The following is a 14,991-nucleotide window of genomic DNA, read 5'->3' as shown; positions in this document are numbered from 1 at the left end:
GCGAAGGGAGAACGCGCATGAGTCCGTCCATCAACATCGAGGCAGCCCTGGCAGGCATCACCGAACATTGGTCACCCAAGGTGGTGGGCCGTGTAAACGACCAGTATGTGAAGGTCGCCAAGCTTCTCGGCCAGTTCGTCTGGCACAAGCATGACGACGAGGACGAACTGTTCCAGGTCATCCGCGGCCGCTTGCGCATCCAGTTCGAGGATGGCAGCGAAACCACGCTGTCGCCCGGCGAGTTCTGCATCGTTCCCCGAGGCGTGATGCACAATCCGGTCGCCGACGAGGAATGCTGCATCCTGCTGATCGAAACGGTCACGACGAAGCACACCGGCGATGTCGAGACCCCGATGACCCGGTCGATCGAGCAACAGCTGGCCTGACGGGAATGGCCCCGGTCGAACGGTCGCAGGCCCTCAGGCCGGCATGCGCCGCGCCTTGACCGGCGGACTTCGGGGGGCGATAACTGCCGCCTCCCAGAGTTTTCGAGCGAGACCACCCGTGAACCGCATTTTCTCCGGCATGCAGCCGACCCGGCAGCTTCACCTCGGCAACTATCTGGGGGCGCTGCGCAACTGGGTGGAACTGCAGAACAGCTACGAGTGCATCTTCTGCGTCGTCGACCTGCACGCGCTGACCATCGACCAGGACCCGGAGGTCCTGCGCAACAACATCCGCGAGGTCGCCGCGGCCTACATCGCCGCCGGCATCGACCCGGACAAGAACATCCTGTTCAACCAGTCGGTCGTGCCGGGCCATGCCGAGCTGGGCTGGATCCTGTCCTGCCACACGCCGCTGGGCTGGCTGAACCGCATGACCCAGTTCAAGGAAAAGGCCGGCAAGCAGAAGGACATGGCCAACCTCGGCCTCTATGCCTACCCGACGCTGATGGCCGCCGACATCCTGCTCTACAAGGCCACCCATGTGCCGGTGGGCGAGGACCAGAAGCAGCATCTGGAACTGGCGCGCGACATCGCCGGTGCCTTCAACCGCCGCTATGAGACCGAGTTCTTCCCGCTGCCCGAGCCGCAGATCCTGGGCGAGGCGACGCGGGTGATGAGCCTGCGCGACGGCAAGAAGAAGATGTCGAAGTCGGACGAGTCCGAATACTCGCGTATCAACATGACCGACGATGCCGACACCATCGCCCAGAAGATCCGCAAGGCCAAGACCGACCCGGAACCCCTGCCGGAAACCGTGACCGAGCTGGAGGCCCGTCCGGAAGCCGACAACCTCGTCACCATCTATGGTGCGCTGGCCGGCCAGTCGCGCGAGCAGGTACTGGCGCAGTTCGCCGGCTCCCAGTTCTCCGACTTCAAGAAGTCGCTGGTCGACCTGTCGGTGGACAAGCTGGCGCCGATCACCACCCGCATGAAGGAGCTGCTGGCCGACAAGGCGGAGATCGACCGGCTGCTGAAGAAGGGCGGCGAGCGTGCCGCAGCCATTGCGGAAAAGAACCTGAACGACGTGAAGGACATCATCGGCCTGCTGCGACCGTAAGGATGCCTTGCCCGTGACGGCCCCCATCCTGATCACCGGCTTCGCGCCGTTCGGGCTCCCCCCGGACGGCGAGCCGGCCTCCGCGTCAGACCATCCCCCTGTCGATCATCCTTCTGCCGATCATCCATGGACGGCCGATCCGACCGCCCTGCTGATGGACCGGCTGGCGGGGGAACCGGGGGTCGTCACCGCCACCCTGGCCCCTCTGTACGACGCCTGCGGCGAGGCTTTCGCCGGGCTGCTGGCGGAATACCGGCCGCTGGCGGCGCTCGGCTTCGCCTATCTGGAATCCAGCGATTACATCCGGCTGGAACGGCTGGCCTGGAACCGCGACGAAAGTCCGCTGGCCGATGCCGCCGGGACGGTGCGCATCGGCATGGACATCGTGCCGGACGGGCCGACTGCCTATGGCAGCACCCTGCCGGTGCCGCGGGTGATGCGGGAACTATCGATGGCCGGGCTGCCGGTGACCTTCGGCGACTTCTCAGGCGGCTTCCTCGGCAACCATCTATTCTACCGGGCGCGCCACATCATCGAAAGCGCCGGGCTGGACGTGCCTTACGGCTTCTTCCACCTGCCGCCGCTGCCCGAACGGGCTGGCCAGTTGCGCCGCTTTGGCGGCCTGAGCCTGGAGCGGCAGGAGCTGGCGGTGCGCACGCTGGTGGGAATGCTGCGCCGGGCGCTGGACGGGATCGCCTGAAAAGGGATCAGGCCGTCCTGGCGGGACGGCGCTGCTCGGGCGGGCTCACGATGGCGCGCAGTGCGTCCAGGAACTCACGGCCCTTGTCGGTCAGGGTGACGATCTTGCGGCGGCGTTCACGCGGGTCTTCCTGCGCCTGCACCAGATCGAGTCCGGCCTTGCCGAAGCTGTGCCAGCGGCTGAGCGCCGCGACGTTGCGCGACGCGGAGGATTGGGCGATGCCCAGGCGTTCCGCCAGTTCGCCGATGGAGATGCCTTCGCTCTGCGCGATGGTCATGAAACTCAGCGCATACTGGATGGGCAGGTCGGGGTCGAGCTTGCGGAACGCCTCAAGCACCTGGACGACGGTAAGGACCTCGTCATGACGAACGCGGGCCGGCATTCAGCAGGTCTCCGCGGCGCCGCGCGCTATGCAGCGCGGGAGGGTGGTCCCCAACGGGCCGGTGTGTAGATGATGTTCAGGCGTCCAAGCCATAGGATGACTTCCCCGTTTTCACGCCTCAGGTCGAAGGACCCGGCCGGCGATGCCCAGCGGGCGTGTTCAACGAAGAGACGGTGACCGCAAAAACCCAGAAAGACACACATGGGATCCTCTCGATATCCGGAATTCACGTTCGAAGGCTGCGGGACAAAGCAGGGCCGGTTGGGCGTGGGTGACGGCCATATGGGCGGCGTTGGTGGCCGGATCGCCCGATCGGCGAGTCCAGGCAGTGGCTACGATGGCTTTCATCGAAACTCTCCAGAGGTTGAGTGATGCCGGCGTGAGAGGCCGACGGATCCGGTATCGCCGGTCAGCGATACGGTTGCAAGGTCAAAAATGTCCGCGCGTCCGATAGGTTCCGATCGCGGATGTGAAAAGGCGGAAGGCGACTGCCGAGTGGAGGCTCTTCGCCGTCCCCAGCCTCTCCATCCGTCAATCCGATATCGCGCCGCAGGTGGTCGCACAGTCGGCCCGGTCCGGAGGATGCTCCGGAATCGAGCCAGCGGCTCCGCAACGCCGTCCACAAGGTCGGCATGATCTGCTCCCATAGAGAAGAGGCTCCGACGGTCGGGCCTCCAGTGGCGAAATAATTCCGCCCACGGATGTGTTCCGTCAACCAGTTCGTCCAGGGAAGGCCGTTCGTCCGTAACAGGCGTTACCTTCGCCGCACGCCTGTTGCAGATCGGCATCGCTTTTCAGCAGTTTCGCCATCGGAGAGGATGGAGCCGGGCACCTCTGGACAAGCGGAGACCGGTCGGTCAAACACAAAGCCGGCGGCAAAAGCCGTCCGCAGTACTCCGCTCATCTGTTTCCTATCCATCAGTTCGGGTCGTCCGTCCGTGTCCATCCTCCCCTCTCCCGCATGGCCGACAGCGGTGCGCTCCGCCCGTATTCTGCTGGTGGCGGCAGCCGTGGGGGCAGCGATGTTGGCGGGTGCCTTGTGGCCTCTGCCGGCAGCGGCGGAGGCGCGCTTCACCCCCGGCCCCTGCTGGTTCACCGTGCCGGATGGCGAAGCGGCTTTGTGCGGAACGGTGGCGGTGCCGGAGCGGCGCGACCGTCCCAACAGCCGCGGCCTGCGCCTGCCGGTCGCCGTGCTGCTCAGCACCGCGCGCCAGCCGGCCCCCGATCCCGTGCTGTTCCTGGAGGGCGGCCCCGGCGCCTCCCCCTTCGGCAGCGGCGAGGCGACGGAAGAGCGGATGGAAGTGTGGTGGGAGCTGTCGGCCCCCTTCCGCCGCACCCGCAACCTGATCCTGTTCGACCCGCGCGGCGTCGGCCGGGCCGAACCCGACACCGATTGCCCGGAGCTGGACGCCGTCGGTTCCACCCGCGGCACCCGGCCGCTGACGCGCGAGCAGCGGGCGGCGGCGGAACGGGCCGCTGTCAGCGCCTGCTCCACGCGGCTGCAGGCGGCCGGGCTGGATACCACACAATTCTCCACCCCCGTCGCCGCCGAGGATGCGCTGGACATCGTCACCGCGCTGGGTGCCCAGCGCGTGAACCTGTTCGCGGTGTCCTACGGCACCCGGGTCGGGCTGGAGATCCTGCGGCGGCAGGGCGGCCGCGTCCGCACCGCCGTCTTCGACAGCGTCTATCCGCCCGACGTCAACGCGCAGGAGGAGATGGCCTGGCTGGCCCAGCGCGCCTACCGCCGGCTGTTCGACGACTGTGCCGCCAACCGGATCTGCCGCTCCGCCTTTCCCGATCTGGAGAAGCGTTTCCTCGCCCTGGTCGAGCGGCTGGACCGCAACCCGGTCGAGATCGTCGTCGGCGACCACGAGACGCACCGCGTCCTGCGGCTGACCGGCGGGGCGGCCATCGCCGCCGGGCTGGAGGCGATGGCGGTCAGCGAGGCGGTGCCGGCCCTGCCGATCATGATCGACCGCGCCGTCCGCGGCCAATACGCCACGCTGGCCGAATGGGCACCGACCAACTGGCTGGGCGATCCGGAGGTCGCCGACGGGCTGGCCTTCTCCGTCGAATGCCGCGAGTCGGTGACCACCGCCGACCCGGTGAAGCGTGCCGATGGCGCCCGCCGCTATACCCCCTACGGGCTGGTCGCCGCCGACGACCCCGGCCAGCGCGTCTGCCGTCTCTGGCCTGCCGGCCACCAGGAGTTGGCCGAACGCCTGCCGGTCGCCAGCCCAGTGCCGGTTCTGCTGCTGTCCGGCGCCTACGACCCGGTCACCCCGCCGGACTGGGGCGACCGCGCCGCCGCCACCCTGCCAAAGAGCCGGCATCTGGTCTTCCGCGCCGCCAGCCACATCGTGACCTCCAGCGAGGATTGCGCCATGGCCGCTGCGGTCGGCTTCGTGGAGCAGGAAACGCTGCCGGCGACCGCCTGTCCGGGAGCGGCCAAGCCGCCGGTGTTCGAGGGGCCTTAACAGGCTCCCTCACCGGCCCGGCGCGATCCGTCGGTAGCTCAGTGCTTCGGCGATGTGGCGACGCCTGACCCCCTCGGCCCCGTCGAGGTCGGCCAGCGTCCGTCCCACCCGCATCACCCGATGATAGCCGCGGGCGGACAGCTTCAGCCGCTCCGCCGCTTCGGTCAGCAGGGCACGGCCGGGGCCGTCGGGGGAGGCGACCTTTTCCAGCAGTTCGCCGTCAGCCTCGGCATTCGTCCGCACCGCCCGGCCGGCCGGGTAAGGACCGAAGCCGCCATAGCGTTCCGCCTGGATGGCGCGGGCAACGGCGACGCGGGCGGCGATGTCGGCGCTGCCCTCCGCCGGCGGCGGCAGGCTGAGGTCGGCGGGGCTGACCGCCGGCACGTCGATGTGGAGGTCGATGCGGTCGAACAGCGGTCCGCTGATCTTCGACTGATAGTCGGCGGCACATTTCGGCGCGCGGGCGCAGGCGAGCGAGGCGTCGTCGAGATGGCCGCAGCGGCAGGGGTTCATCGCCGCCACCAGCTGGACGCGGGCCGGATAGGTCACATGGTGGTTGGCGCGGCTGACCACCGCCTTGCCGGTTTCCAGCGGCTGGCGCAATGCCTCCAGCAAGGCGCGGGGGAACTCCGGCAGCTCGTCGAGGAACAGAACCCCCTGGTGCGCCAGGGAGATCTCCCCCGGTTTGGCCCGGGTGCCGCCGCCGACCAGCGCCGGCAGGCTGGCGGACTGGTGCGGCGCGCGGTAAGGGCGCTGGCGCAGCAGCCGCCCGTCCTCCAGCAACCCGCCGACGCTGTGGATCATCGACACCTCCAGCGCCTCCGCCGGGTCGAGGGGCGGCAACAGGCCGGGCAGACGGGCGGCCAGCATCGACTTGCCGGACCCGGGCGGACCCATCATCAGCAGGTTGTGCGACCCGGCGGCGGCGACCTCCAGCGCGCGCTTGGCGGTCTCGTTGCCCTTCACGTCGCGCAGGTCGGGCGGCGGTGCCTCCTGTTCCTGCATCCGCGGCTTGGGCGGGGTCAGCACCTGGGTGCCTTTGAAGTGGTTGATGAGGGCCAGCAGGTTGGCCGGGGCCAGCACGTCCAGGTCGGGGCCGGCCCATGCCGCCTCCCCGCCGCAGGCCGCCGGACAGATCAGCCCGCGGTCATTGGCCAGCGCATCGATGGCGGCGGGCAGCACGCCGGCCACCGGGGTCAGTGCGCCATCCAGCGCCAGCTCGCCCAGCGCCACATAGCGGGCGATCTCCGCATCCGGCAGCACGCCCATCACCGTCAGCAGGCCGAGCGCGATGGGAAGATCGAAGTGGCTGCCCTCCTTCAGCACGTCGGCGGGGGCGAGATTGACGGTGATGCGCTTGGCCGGCAGCGCCAGCCCCAGCGCATGCAGGGCGGCGCGCACCCGTTCCCGGCTTTCGCCCACCGCCTTGTCGGGCAGGCCGACGACGGTGAAGGCGACGATTCCGCCGGACATCTGGACCTGGACGTCGATCCCCAGCACCTCGATGCCCTGGAACGCGACGGTGTTGATGCGGGCGACCAAGGCAGACCCTCGTTGAATAACGTCTCCGACTGCAAATGTATGACGGGAGCGGACAGGAACGGTCAATCCCGTTCGGCGATGATCCCCGCGCCGGAAACTCTCCATGGCTGTATGGTGGTCGGTAGCCGCCGGATCATTAAGAGGCTTTATATTAGAGAAAATATATGTGAGAATGGATGTCATGACCATGTGAGGCGGCTGCAACTGCCCGGACTCGAGATGAGAGGGTGCGATGGCGGGTCCGATCGAGGCTTTGGCCGGTGGCGCGCTGATTGGCGCGGCGGCGGCGGGAATGCTGCTGGTGAATGGGAGGATCGCCGGCATCAGCGGCATCCTGGCGCGTGCGGTGCGTCCGGGGGTGGCCCCCTGGCAATGGGCGTTCGTCGCCGGTCTGCTGGCCGCCGGTCTGGCCGCCCGCCTGTCGGGGATCGAACCGACGCCGGCCTTCGCGCTGCTGCCGGTGCCGATGCTGATCGCCGCCGGGCTGATCGTCGGCATCGGCACCCGGATCGGGTCGGGCTGCACCAGCGGGCATGGCGTCTGTGGTCTGGCCAACCTGTCGCCGCGATCGCTGGTCGCCACGCTGGTCTTCATGGCGGTCGCCGCGGCGACGGTCTTCGTCACCCGCCATCTGTAGGAGAGCGGCCATGCGCAGCCTCACCGCCGGCCTGTTCGGCTTCGTCTTCGGGCTTGGGCTGATCGTCGCCGGGATGACCGATCCGGCACGGGTTCTCGGCTTTCTCGATGTCGCCACCATCTGGGCCGGCAGCTGGGATCCCAGCCTGGCCTTCGTCATGATCGGCGCCATCGCCGTCGCCGCTCCGGCCTTCGCCATCGCCCGCCGCAAGCCGGTCGCGCTGCTGGGCGACCCCATCGCCCTGCCCGACCGCCGGTTGATCGACGCCCGTCTGGTCGGCGGGGCGGCCCTGTTCGGGCTGGGCTGGGGGCTTGCGGGGATCTGCCCCGGCCCGGCCCTGGTGCTGCTGGGCAACGACGGCCTGTCGGCGCTGCTGTTCGTCGCCTCCCTGCTCGCCGGCGGCTGGCTCGCCGATGTCCTGCTGCCTGTGCTGCAGCGGTCGCGGACCGCGCCGCGCCGGGCCGCATAAGCGTCCGTCGCATGGCTCCCGCCACGCCGGACGGGGTTGGTGGGGAAAATCCGCCGGACTATGTTGGTGAAACCAATCACCCCGGCGAGAAGAGGCTAGCGTGCAACTGCATCTCAGCACCTGGAGCGAGGTCGAGGCCTATCTGAAGACCTCCAAGGGCATCATCATGCCGATCGGCTCGACCGAGCAGCATGGGCCGAACGGGCTGGTCGGCACCGACGCCATCTGCGCCGAATTCATCGCCAAGGGCGTCGGCGACGCCACCGGCGCGCTGGTCGGCCCGACGATTCCGGTCGGCATGGCCGTCCATCATATGGAGTTCCCCGGCTCGATGACTCTGAAGCCGTCGACGCTGATCGCCCTGCTGCGCGACTATGTCGGCTCTCTGGCCGAACACGGGTTCGAGCGCTTCTTCTTCGTCAACGGCCATGGCGGCAACATCGCCACGGTTCGCGCCGCCTTCTACGAGATCTATGCCGAGAACCGGGCGCTGCGCGGCCGTGACGCGCCGGACCTGCGCTGCGCCCTGGTCAATTGGTGGGAGAATGGCGAGGTCGGCCGGCTGTCACGCGAACTGTACCAGGGCAAGGAAGGCTCGCACGCCACGCCCAGCGAGGTGTCGGTCACCCAGTACGCCTACCCCGACTCGATCAAGACCGCGGCGATGGAGCCGGAACAGGCGCCGGCCGGCGGGTTCCACGATGCCCGCGACTTCCGCCGCCGCTACCCGGACGGCCGCATCGGCTCCGCCCCCGGCCTTGCCCGTCCCGAGCACGGCCAGCGCCTGTACGAGGCGGCGGTCGGCGCCATCGCCACCCAGTACCGCGCCTTCCTGGCGGAACAGTAAGGGCGGCCACACGCCTGCATGCCGCCTGCATGACGGTGGGGCTTCTTCGCCCCGCACGTTGATTCGGCGGTCGGACCTGCCTAAATTCGGACCGGTTGACGGGACCAGCGTCCCGCAACCGACCGGCCCGAACAGAGCACGACCGCCCTAGTCCATGATCAACGAGCTGAACCAGCGATCGCGCGAAATCTTCCGGCTGATCGTCGACGCCTATGTGGCGTCGGGCGAACCGGTCGGCTCGCGCACCATCTCGCGGCGGCTTGGCATGGCCCTGTCGCCCGCGACCATCCGCAACGTAATGGCCGATCTGGAGGAGCAGGGGCTGCTCTACGCCCCGCACACCTCCGCCGGCCGCATCCCGACCGACGCCGGCCTGCGCATGTTCGTCGACGGCCTGCTGGAGATCGGGTCGCTGACCGAGGATGAACGCGCCTCGATCGAAGCGAAATGCTCCGCCTCCGGCCGCGCTTTCGCCGACGTGCTGGGCGAGGCGTCGACCATGCTGTCCGGCCTGTCGCACTGTGCAGGCCTGGTGGTGGCGCCGAAGACCGACCGGCCGCTGAAGCACATCGAGTTCGTGTCGCTCGGCCCCGGCCGCGCCCTGGTCGTCCTGGTGAACGAGGACGGGCTGGTCGAGAACCGGGTGATCGAGGTGCCGATGGGGGTGCCGACCTCGACCTTGCAGACCGTGTCGAACTTCCTCAGTGCCAAGCTCGCCGGCCGCACGCTGGACGAAGCGCGACAGGAGGTTCTGCAGGAGATCGAACAGCAGAAGACCCAGCTGGACGAGCTGTCGCGCAAGGTGGTCGCCGCCGGTCTGGCCACCTGGGCCGGCAGCGGCGGGTCGAATGCCGGCCAGCTGATCGTCCGCGGCCAGTCCCGCCTGCTGGAGGACGTCACCGCGCTGTCCGACCTGGAGCGGGTGCGCGGCCTGTTCGAGGCGCTGGAGACCAAGGAGACGATGCTGCGCATGCTGGACGCCACCGGACGCGGCGACGGCGTGCAGATCTTCATCGGCGCCGAGAATGTGCTGTTCAGCCATTCCGGCTGTTCGATGATCATCTCCCCCTTCCAGAACAGCCGGGAACAGGTGATCGGCGCCATCGGCGTCATCGGCCCGACCCGCATCAATTACGCCCGCATCATTCCGCTGGTGGATTACACCGCCAAGGTGGTCAGCCGGCTGATCGGCTGAGCACCGTCCCCGTCTCACTCCCTCCGCCTTTTGACGAAGCAAGAATTGAGAAAACCATGAGCGAAGAGCAGAACAAGCCCTCCGACGCCACGGTGGAGCCGACCGAGGCCACCGCCGACACCGCCAGCCAGACGGATGCCGGCCAGACGGGCTCCGGTTCTCCCGAGGACCGCGTCGCCAAGCTGGAGGCCGAGGTCGCCAGCCTGAAGGACCAGCTTCTGCGTGCCATGGCGGAGACGGAGAACACCCGACGCCGTGCCCAGCGCGACCGCGAGGACGCCAGCAAGTTCGCCGTCTCCAGCTTCGCCAAGGAGCTGGTGTCGGTCGCCGACAACCTGCGCCGCGCGCTGGACGCCGTGCCGGCCGAGGGCCGCGAGCAGGACGAGATGCTGAAGGGCCTCGCCGTCGGCGTCGAGGCGACGGAACGCCAGCTGTTCGCCGCCTTCGACCGCGCCGGCATCAAGAAGCTGGACCCGGCCGGCGAGCCGTTCGACCCGAACTTCCATCAGGTGATGTTCGAGATCGAGAACACCGGCAAGGCCGCCGGCACCGTCGTGCAGGTTCTCCAGCCCGGCTACACCATCCACGGCCGCCTGCTGCGCGAGGCGATGGTCGGTGTTGCCAAGGGCGGTGACGCCGGCGGCCAGCACGTCGATACGAAGGCGTAACCATACCGCTTCTGCAAAGCCCCCGGTTCGGCGGTTCGCCGCCGGGCCGGGGGCTTCGTGTTCTTCGAATACGGAATTCCGACGGTTGACGGTCGGTGGGAAATTGCCTAGGCCTTTCGGACGATCTTTTCGGCCGAGCAACCGGAGCCGCTTCCATGCCCAAAAGCGTCCTGACCGTCGACGATTCCAAGACCATCCGCGACATGGTCGGCTTCACGCTGAAAGGCGCCGGCTATGAGGTGGCGGAGGCGTCGGACGGCAATGCCGGTCTTGCCCTGGTCAACCAGCGCAAGTTCGACTGCATCATCACCGACCTGAACATGCCGGGCCTGGACGGGCTGGCGCTGACCCGCGCCATCCGCGCCTCGGCCACCAACCGCGCCACCCCGGTCCTGCTGCTGACCACCGAAGCCGACCCCGCCAAGAAGTCCGCCGGCCGCGAAGCCGGTGCCACCGGCTGGCTGGTGAAGCCGTTCAACCCGGAAAAGCTGGTGGAGACGGTGAGAAAGGTCTGTCCTTAATTCACCGCGCCACCAGGAACTCACCCTCCGGTTCATGCGCGGCGAACCGCCGCTGCGCCGTGCCGCGGTCGGCGACGGCATAGCAGTAGACGCATCCGTGCGGACAGCTGTCATAGTCGCCGATGTCGCGGCTTTCCGCACACAGGCAGCCGGGCCGGTTGCCTTTCTCCCGCGCCGCGATTGCATGCCCCGCGACGTCCGACAGCCGGACCGCATCGACGCAGCGGGCCGCTGCCGTGCCGGGCGTATCCAAAAGCTCCGGCTGGGTGCAGAGCGTCAGCGCCATCCCCTCCCCCGCCGCGATCCCCGCCAGATCCGCCAGCAGAGCGCGTTTCTCCTCCAGCTCCGGATCGCGCCAGCCGATGCCGGCGGCGGCGAGGTTGCGGGCGGTCTTGCGGTAAGGCTGAAGGAAGGACACCGCCACCTCGTCGGTCACCCCGCGCAAGGCTCGGGCGATCCGGGCGAAGGTCTGGCGGTGCCGGTCCGGCGAGGTGGCGTCGGTCAGCGCGATGGGGTCGTAGCGCCAGACCGCGGCCCGCGCACCCCAGCGCTCGCGCACCTGCGCCATATGGCCGACCGCAGTGTCCCAGGCGGGGACCGAGCGTTCCAGCGCGGTCGGCAACCCGGTGACGCTGTACTGCACGATGAAGGGAAAGCCCCGCTCCGCCACGCTGTCGAGCGCGGGCAGGAAGGGTCCCAGATTCTTGGTCCAGAAGATGAAGCCGTCGACCGCCGGCCGGGTCAGGTCGATGCGGTAGGTCTGGCCGCCGTAAGGATTGACCATCCGGCAGTAACCGGCGTCGAGGCGGTTCAGGAACCAGCGCCCGTAGAAGGCGGGAATGTCGGTCTTGTAGCTGGCGGAGATGATCATGCAACCAGCATGGGAATGCCGGCCCGCCGCATCAAGGGCGGACCGGCATAACCGGGATGGCAGGCCTCACTGGACCGCGCGGACTTCGACCACTTCGGGAATGTAGTGGCGCAGCATGTTCTCGATGCCGTGCTTCAGCGTGGCGGTGGAGCTGGGGCAGCCGGAGCAGGCCCCCTTCATTGCCAGATAGACGACGCCGCGCTCGAAGCCCTGGAAGGTGATGTCGCCGCCATCCTGGGCGACCGACGGGCGGACGCGGGTATCCAGCAGCTCCTTGATCTGCTCGACGATCTCCTCGTCGTCGGCGCTCGCCGCCGCGGCATGGCCGTCGCCGCCATCCTCCAGCAGGACCGGGCGGTCGGCGGTGAAATGCTCCATGATGACGCCGAGGATGGACGGCTTCAGCAGGAACCAGTCGCGCGCGTCGGTCTTGGTGATGGTGATGAAGTCGGCGCCCAGGAAGACGCCGACGACGCCCTCGATCTCGAACAGGCGCTGGGCGAGCGGCGAACGGGCGGCATCCTCGCGGCTGGTGAAGTCGGCGGTGCCGCGTCCGAGCACGTCACGCCCCGGCAGGAACTTGAGAGTCGCCGGGTTGGGCGTCTGCTCGGTCTGAATGAACATGGTCTGGTCCTCCATCGGCGGCGGAATGGAACCGCCGGCGCGCCCGGGATCGGGACGCGGAACGATTGGAGGGAAATCTGGGCCGAAACGCCGGACGGATCAAGGACCCCGGTTGTGTGGGTATTCGGTGTCCGGCATGCGCGGCCTGTTCCCGGCGCCTATCCTTACCTGCGTGCCCCCCGCTTAAGTAATCGCGTCCAGCGCATCGTTGCTGAGGCCGCCGGGGACGATGGTCAGCGGGATGCGCAGCCGCCCCAGCCCGCGGCCGGTATAATAGGAGATCAGCGGGCCGGGACCCTCCGGGTCGGTACCGGCGGCCAGCACCAGGATGGAGATGCTCGGCTCCTCCCCGATCAGGGCCAGCACCTCCTCGGTGCGGTTGCCCTCGCGGACATAGAGCGCCGGCAGGGTGCCGGTCAGCTGGTTGACCTCGCGCGCCAGCTTCTGGAGCATCTGCTCCGCCTCGGCGCGCTGCTCCTCGCGGATCAGGTTCTCCACCGCCAGCCAATGCTGCATCTCGCCCTGTTCCAGGACGGTCAGCAGCGCCACCTTGCCGCCGGACTTGCGGGCGCGCAGGCAGGCATAGCGGAGCGCCACCTTCAGCTCCGGGCTGTCGTCGACCACCACCAGGAAGATGCGCACCGGCTTGGGTGCTTGCGCCTCGGGACTCGTGGACTGCGTCGTGTCGGTCATCTCTGTAACCCTCTCGGCTTAGACCCGGCGGAATGCGGCGCCGGCCGCCCAGCCGGCCGCGATGGCGCCGAGGACGGCGGCCACCCCGTAGACGACCGGGCGGTTGCGGGCGAAGTCGGAGACTTCGGCGCTGAACCCGATCTTGGACACCACCAGCGGCGTGGTCTGGGCGCTGACCACCTCGCCGTCACGAATCAGCAGGGCCTCGACATTGTACAGCCCGGTCGGGACATTGGCCGGGAAATAGATGTTGGTGCGGAACAGCCGTTCGCCCAGGAAGGCGACCTGCCCCATCGAGATGGCGTAGAGCCCCTGGCGCTGCTTGTTGCGGATCAGCGCGCTGCGGTAGGCGGCAAGCTCCTCCGGCGGCAGGGCGGTGTCGACCGGCAGTTGCAGCTGCGGCAGGCCAAGCTGGTGGCGCTCCAGCACCGGACGGCCGACCAGCTGGTCGAGCGGACGGCTGACCGCCACCGTGTAGAAGCTGGGCACCTGATCGAAGCGCAGGCTGTCGGTGTTCATCCACATGCCGGCCACCCGCTGCTTGCGCCGGACGGTGGCGGGGGCGCGCGGGCCGGTGACGACGATGGCGACGTCGCCCGCCCCGTCGGTGGTGCCGAACAGCACGACCTCCGTCCCGGTGAAGCCGGTGGTGATGGCGATCAGGTGGCTGGACAGGTCGGCGACCAGCTGCTGCGCCCACACCGTCGCCGCCAGCGTGCCGCCCAGCAGCAGCCCGGCCAGCGCCGCGGCGGCCTGCACCAGACGGCGTTTCATCACCCCCGCCATCACCGCAGCCCCATGGTCAGGGTGTAGAGGTCGTCGGGGCGGGAGAACAGGTCGAAGGCCAGCTTCAGCGCCACCCCCACCACGATCAGCGAAAGCGCCAGCCGGGCGGTCTCGCCGCGCAGCCTGGTGCCGGCCTTGGTGCCGAACTGGGCACCGATCACGCCGCCGATCAGCAGCAGAAGCGCCAGCATGGCGTCCACCGTCTGGTTGGTGGCGGCCTGCAACATGGTGGCCGCGGCGGTGGTGAAGATGATCTGGAACAGCGAGGTGCCGGCGACCAGACCGGCCGGCATGTTCAGCAGATAGATCATCGCCGGCACCAGGAGGAAGCCGCCGCCGATGCCCATGATCGCCACCAGCATGCCGCCGACCACACCGATCCCCGCCGGCAGCAGGGCGGAGATGTAGAGCTTCGAGCGCTGGAACCGCATCTTGAAGGGCAGGCCGTGCAGCCAGATGTGGCGGTGCAGCTTGCCGCGCTTGGCCGTCGGCGCCCGGCGCCGCAGGATGGCGCGGCTGCTCTCCACCAGCATCATGCCGCCGATGGTGCCGAGGAAGAAGACGTAGGACAGGGTGATGGCGATGTCGATCTGGCCCAGCCGCTGGAGGATGCCGAAGATCCACACCCCCACCGCGGTGCCGAGCACGCCGCCGCCCAGCATCACCACGCCCAGCTTGACGTCGACATTGCCGCGCCGCCAATGGGCCAGCACGCCCGACACGCTGGCGGCGACCAGCTGGTTGGCCTGGGTGCCGACGGCGATGGCGGGGGGCACGCCGATGAAGATCAGCAGCGGCGTCATCAGGAAGCCGCCGCCGACGCCGAACATCCCCGACAGGAAGCCGACGAGCCAGCCCATGCCGAGCACCAGCAGCGCGTTGACCGACATCTCGGCAATCGGCAGGTAGACTTGCATGGAGGAGCGATCTGTCGGGATGTTCAGGATGGGCAGCGGGACCGGCAGCTTACCCGAGCCGGTGCCGTGGCGGAAGACCGCAGCATCAGCCTTCGGGGGGATCGCATCCGGTGAAAGGGGGGCGGTTGAGAGGGGTGGAACAGCGTGGAACGCTTT

17 protein-coding genes are annotated in these 14,991 nt (G+C 68.6%); 10 read left to right on the top strand and 7 right to left on the bottom strand.

What is annotated here, in order from left to right:
• The first annotated feature begins 17 nt into the window (after positions 1-17).
• From J2848_RS09985 to J2848_RS09975, 3 genes are all read left to right on the top strand, one after another.
• Positions 18-386 (top strand): cupin domain-containing protein, encoded by a 369-nt coding sequence (locus J2848_RS09985; RefSeq protein WP_149229185.1) that lies wholly within the window; start codon positions 18-20, stop codon positions 384-386.
• A 118-nt stretch (positions 387-504) separates the two neighbouring features.
• A complete protein-coding gene (trpS, locus tag J2848_RS09980) occupies positions 505-1,503 on the top strand; it encodes a tryptophan--tRNA ligase (RefSeq protein ID WP_149229186.1) in 999 nt (332 codons plus the stop codon).
• A 13-nt stretch (positions 1,504-1,516) separates the two neighbouring features.
• Positions 1,517-2,203 (top strand): pyroglutamyl-peptidase I, encoded by a 687-nt coding sequence (locus tag J2848_RS09975; RefSeq protein WP_149229187.1) that lies wholly within the window; start codon positions 1,517-1,519, stop codon positions 2,201-2,203.
• Between the two features lie 7 nt (positions 2,204-2,210).
• On the opposite strand, the gene J2848_RS09970 is transcribed toward J2848_RS09975, so the two are convergent.
• A complete protein-coding gene (locus J2848_RS09970) occupies positions 2,211-2,585 on the bottom strand; it encodes a MarR family winged helix-turn-helix transcriptional regulator (RefSeq protein ID WP_149229188.1) in 375 nt (124 codons plus the stop codon).
• Between the two features lie 938 nt (positions 2,586-3,523).
• On the opposite strand from J2848_RS09970, the gene J2848_RS09965 reads away from it, so the two are divergent.
• Positions 3,524-5,065, top strand: coding sequence for an alpha/beta fold hydrolase (locus J2848_RS09965; protein ID WP_246193580.1), 1,542 nt, complete (start codon positions 3,524-3,526; stop codon positions 5,063-5,065).
• Between the two features lie 9 nt (positions 5,066-5,074).
• Here J2848_RS09965 and J2848_RS09960 read toward each other — a convergent pair whose 3' ends face one another.
• Positions 5,075-6,607, bottom strand: a complete 1,533-nt coding sequence (locus J2848_RS09960) for a YifB family Mg chelatase-like AAA ATPase (protein WP_149229189.1) — start codon at positions 6,605-6,607, stop codon at positions 5,075-5,077.
• Positions 6,608-6,839: 232 nt separating this feature from the next.
• On the opposite strand from J2848_RS09960, the gene J2848_RS09955 reads away from it, so the two are divergent.
• The 6 genes from J2848_RS09955 (at position 6,840) to J2848_RS09930 (ending at position 10,944) form a co-directional block, all read left to right on the top strand.
• Positions 6,840-7,244 (top strand): YeeE/YedE family protein, encoded by a 405-nt coding sequence (locus J2848_RS09955; protein ID WP_149229190.1) that lies wholly within the window; start codon positions 6,840-6,842, stop codon positions 7,242-7,244.
• 10 nt (positions 7,245-7,254) lie between these two features.
• Entirely contained in the window at positions 7,255-7,713 is a 459-nt protein-coding gene (locus tag J2848_RS09950) for a DUF6691 family protein (RefSeq protein ID WP_149229191.1), read from the top strand.
• Between the two features lie 100 nt (positions 7,714-7,813).
• Positions 7,814-8,560, top strand: a complete 747-nt coding sequence (locus tag J2848_RS09945) for a creatininase family protein (RefSeq protein ID WP_149229192.1) — start codon at positions 7,814-7,816, stop codon at positions 8,558-8,560.
• A gap of 154 nt (positions 8,561-8,714) precedes the next feature.
• Positions 8,715-9,755, top strand: coding sequence for a heat-inducible transcriptional repressor HrcA (hrcA, locus tag J2848_RS09940; protein WP_085090505.1), 1,041 nt, complete (start codon positions 8,715-8,717; stop codon positions 9,753-9,755).
• 56 nt (positions 9,756-9,811) lie between these two features.
• The gene (gene grpE, locus J2848_RS09935) at positions 9,812-10,423 is read left to right on the top strand and encodes a nucleotide exchange factor GrpE (protein ID WP_149229193.1); all 612 of its coding nucleotides are present in this window, start codon (positions 9,812-9,814) and stop codon (positions 10,421-10,423) included.
• A gap of 155 nt (positions 10,424-10,578) precedes the next feature.
• Positions 10,579-10,944, top strand: a complete 366-nt coding sequence (locus tag J2848_RS09930) for a response regulator (protein ID WP_109048338.1) — start codon at positions 10,579-10,581, stop codon at positions 10,942-10,944.
• A 1-nt stretch (position 10,945) separates the two neighbouring features.
• On the opposite strand, the gene J2848_RS09925 is transcribed toward J2848_RS09930, so the two are convergent.
• From J2848_RS09925 to J2848_RS09905, 5 genes are all read right to left on the bottom strand, one after another.
• Positions 10,946-11,815, bottom strand: coding sequence for a DUF1848 domain-containing protein (locus tag J2848_RS09925; RefSeq protein ID WP_149229194.1), 870 nt, complete (start codon positions 11,813-11,815; stop codon positions 10,946-10,948).
• 66 nt (positions 11,816-11,881) lie between these two features.
• Entirely contained in the window at positions 11,882-12,439 is a 558-nt protein-coding gene (locus J2848_RS09920; RefSeq protein ID WP_149229195.1) for a NifU family protein, read from the bottom strand.
• A gap of 183 nt (positions 12,440-12,622) precedes the next feature.
• Positions 12,623-13,132: a universal stress protein gene (locus J2848_RS09915; protein ID WP_149229196.1), complete on the bottom strand. Its 510-nt coding sequence runs from the start codon at positions 13,130-13,132 to the stop codon at positions 12,623-12,625.
• 18 nt (positions 13,133-13,150) lie between these two features.
• Positions 13,151-13,906 carry a TIGR02186 family protein gene (locus J2848_RS09910; protein WP_246193582.1) on the bottom strand — a complete coding sequence of 252 codons (756 nt, stop codon included), beginning with the start codon at positions 13,904-13,906 and terminating at the stop codon, positions 13,151-13,153.
• Between the two features lie 11 nt (positions 13,907-13,917).
• On the bottom strand, positions 13,918-14,835 hold the full coding sequence (locus J2848_RS09905) for a sulfite exporter TauE/SafE family protein (protein WP_149229198.1): 918 nt from the start codon (positions 14,833-14,835) through the stop codon (positions 13,918-13,920).
• Positions 14,836-14,991: the final 156 nt, after the last annotated feature.

This window comes from Azospirillum lipoferum (genome assembly GCF_024170005.1).
Taxonomy (GTDB): Bacteria; Pseudomonadota; Alphaproteobacteria; order Azospirillales; family Azospirillaceae; genus Azospirillum; species Azospirillum lipoferum.
Note: the sequence above shows the minus strand (reverse complement) of the source record. Positions and strands in the feature narration are given on the sequence as shown.

What these genes read in the sequence shown, in the direction of transcription:
- hrcA (WP_085090505.1), top strand. Translation starts at nt 8,715, where the DNA reads ATGATCAACGAGCTGAACCAGCGATCGCGCGAAATCTTCCGGCTGATC.
- J2848_RS09985 (WP_149229185.1), top strand. Translation starts at nt 18, where the DNA reads ATGAGTCCGTCCATCAACATCGAGGCAGCCCTGGCAGGCATCACCGAA.
- J2848_RS09910 (WP_246193582.1), bottom strand. Translation starts at nt 13,906, where the DNA reads ATGAAACGCCGTCTGGTGCAGGCCGCCGCGGCGCTGGCCGGGCTGCTG.
- J2848_RS09930 (WP_109048338.1), top strand. Translation starts at nt 10,579, where the DNA reads ATGCCCAAAAGCGTCCTGACCGTCGACGATTCCAAGACCATCCGCGAC.
- J2848_RS09970 (WP_149229188.1), bottom strand. Translation starts at nt 2,585, where the DNA reads ATGCCGGCCCGCGTTCGTCATGACGAGGTCCTTACCGTCGTCCAGGTG.
- grpE (WP_149229193.1), top strand. Translation starts at nt 9,812, where the DNA reads ATGAGCGAAGAGCAGAACAAGCCCTCCGACGCCACGGTGGAGCCGACC.
- J2848_RS09920 (WP_149229195.1), bottom strand. Translation starts at nt 12,439, where the DNA reads ATGTTCATTCAGACCGAGCAGACGCCCAACCCGGCGACTCTCAAGTTC.
- J2848_RS09925 (WP_149229194.1), bottom strand. Translation starts at nt 11,815, where the DNA reads ATGATCATCTCCGCCAGCTACAAGACCGACATTCCCGCCTTCTACGGG.
- J2848_RS09950 (WP_149229191.1), top strand. Translation starts at nt 7,255, where the DNA reads ATGCGCAGCCTCACCGCCGGCCTGTTCGGCTTCGTCTTCGGGCTTGGG.
- J2848_RS09955 (WP_149229190.1), top strand. Translation starts at nt 6,840, where the DNA reads ATGGCGGGTCCGATCGAGGCTTTGGCCGGTGGCGCGCTGATTGGCGCG.
- J2848_RS09915 (WP_149229196.1), bottom strand. Translation starts at nt 13,132, where the DNA reads ATGACCGACACGACGCAGTCCACGAGTCCCGAGGCGCAAGCACCCAAG.
- J2848_RS09905 (WP_149229198.1), bottom strand. Translation starts at nt 14,835, where the DNA reads ATGCAAGTCTACCTGCCGATTGCCGAGATGTCGGTCAACGCGCTGCTG.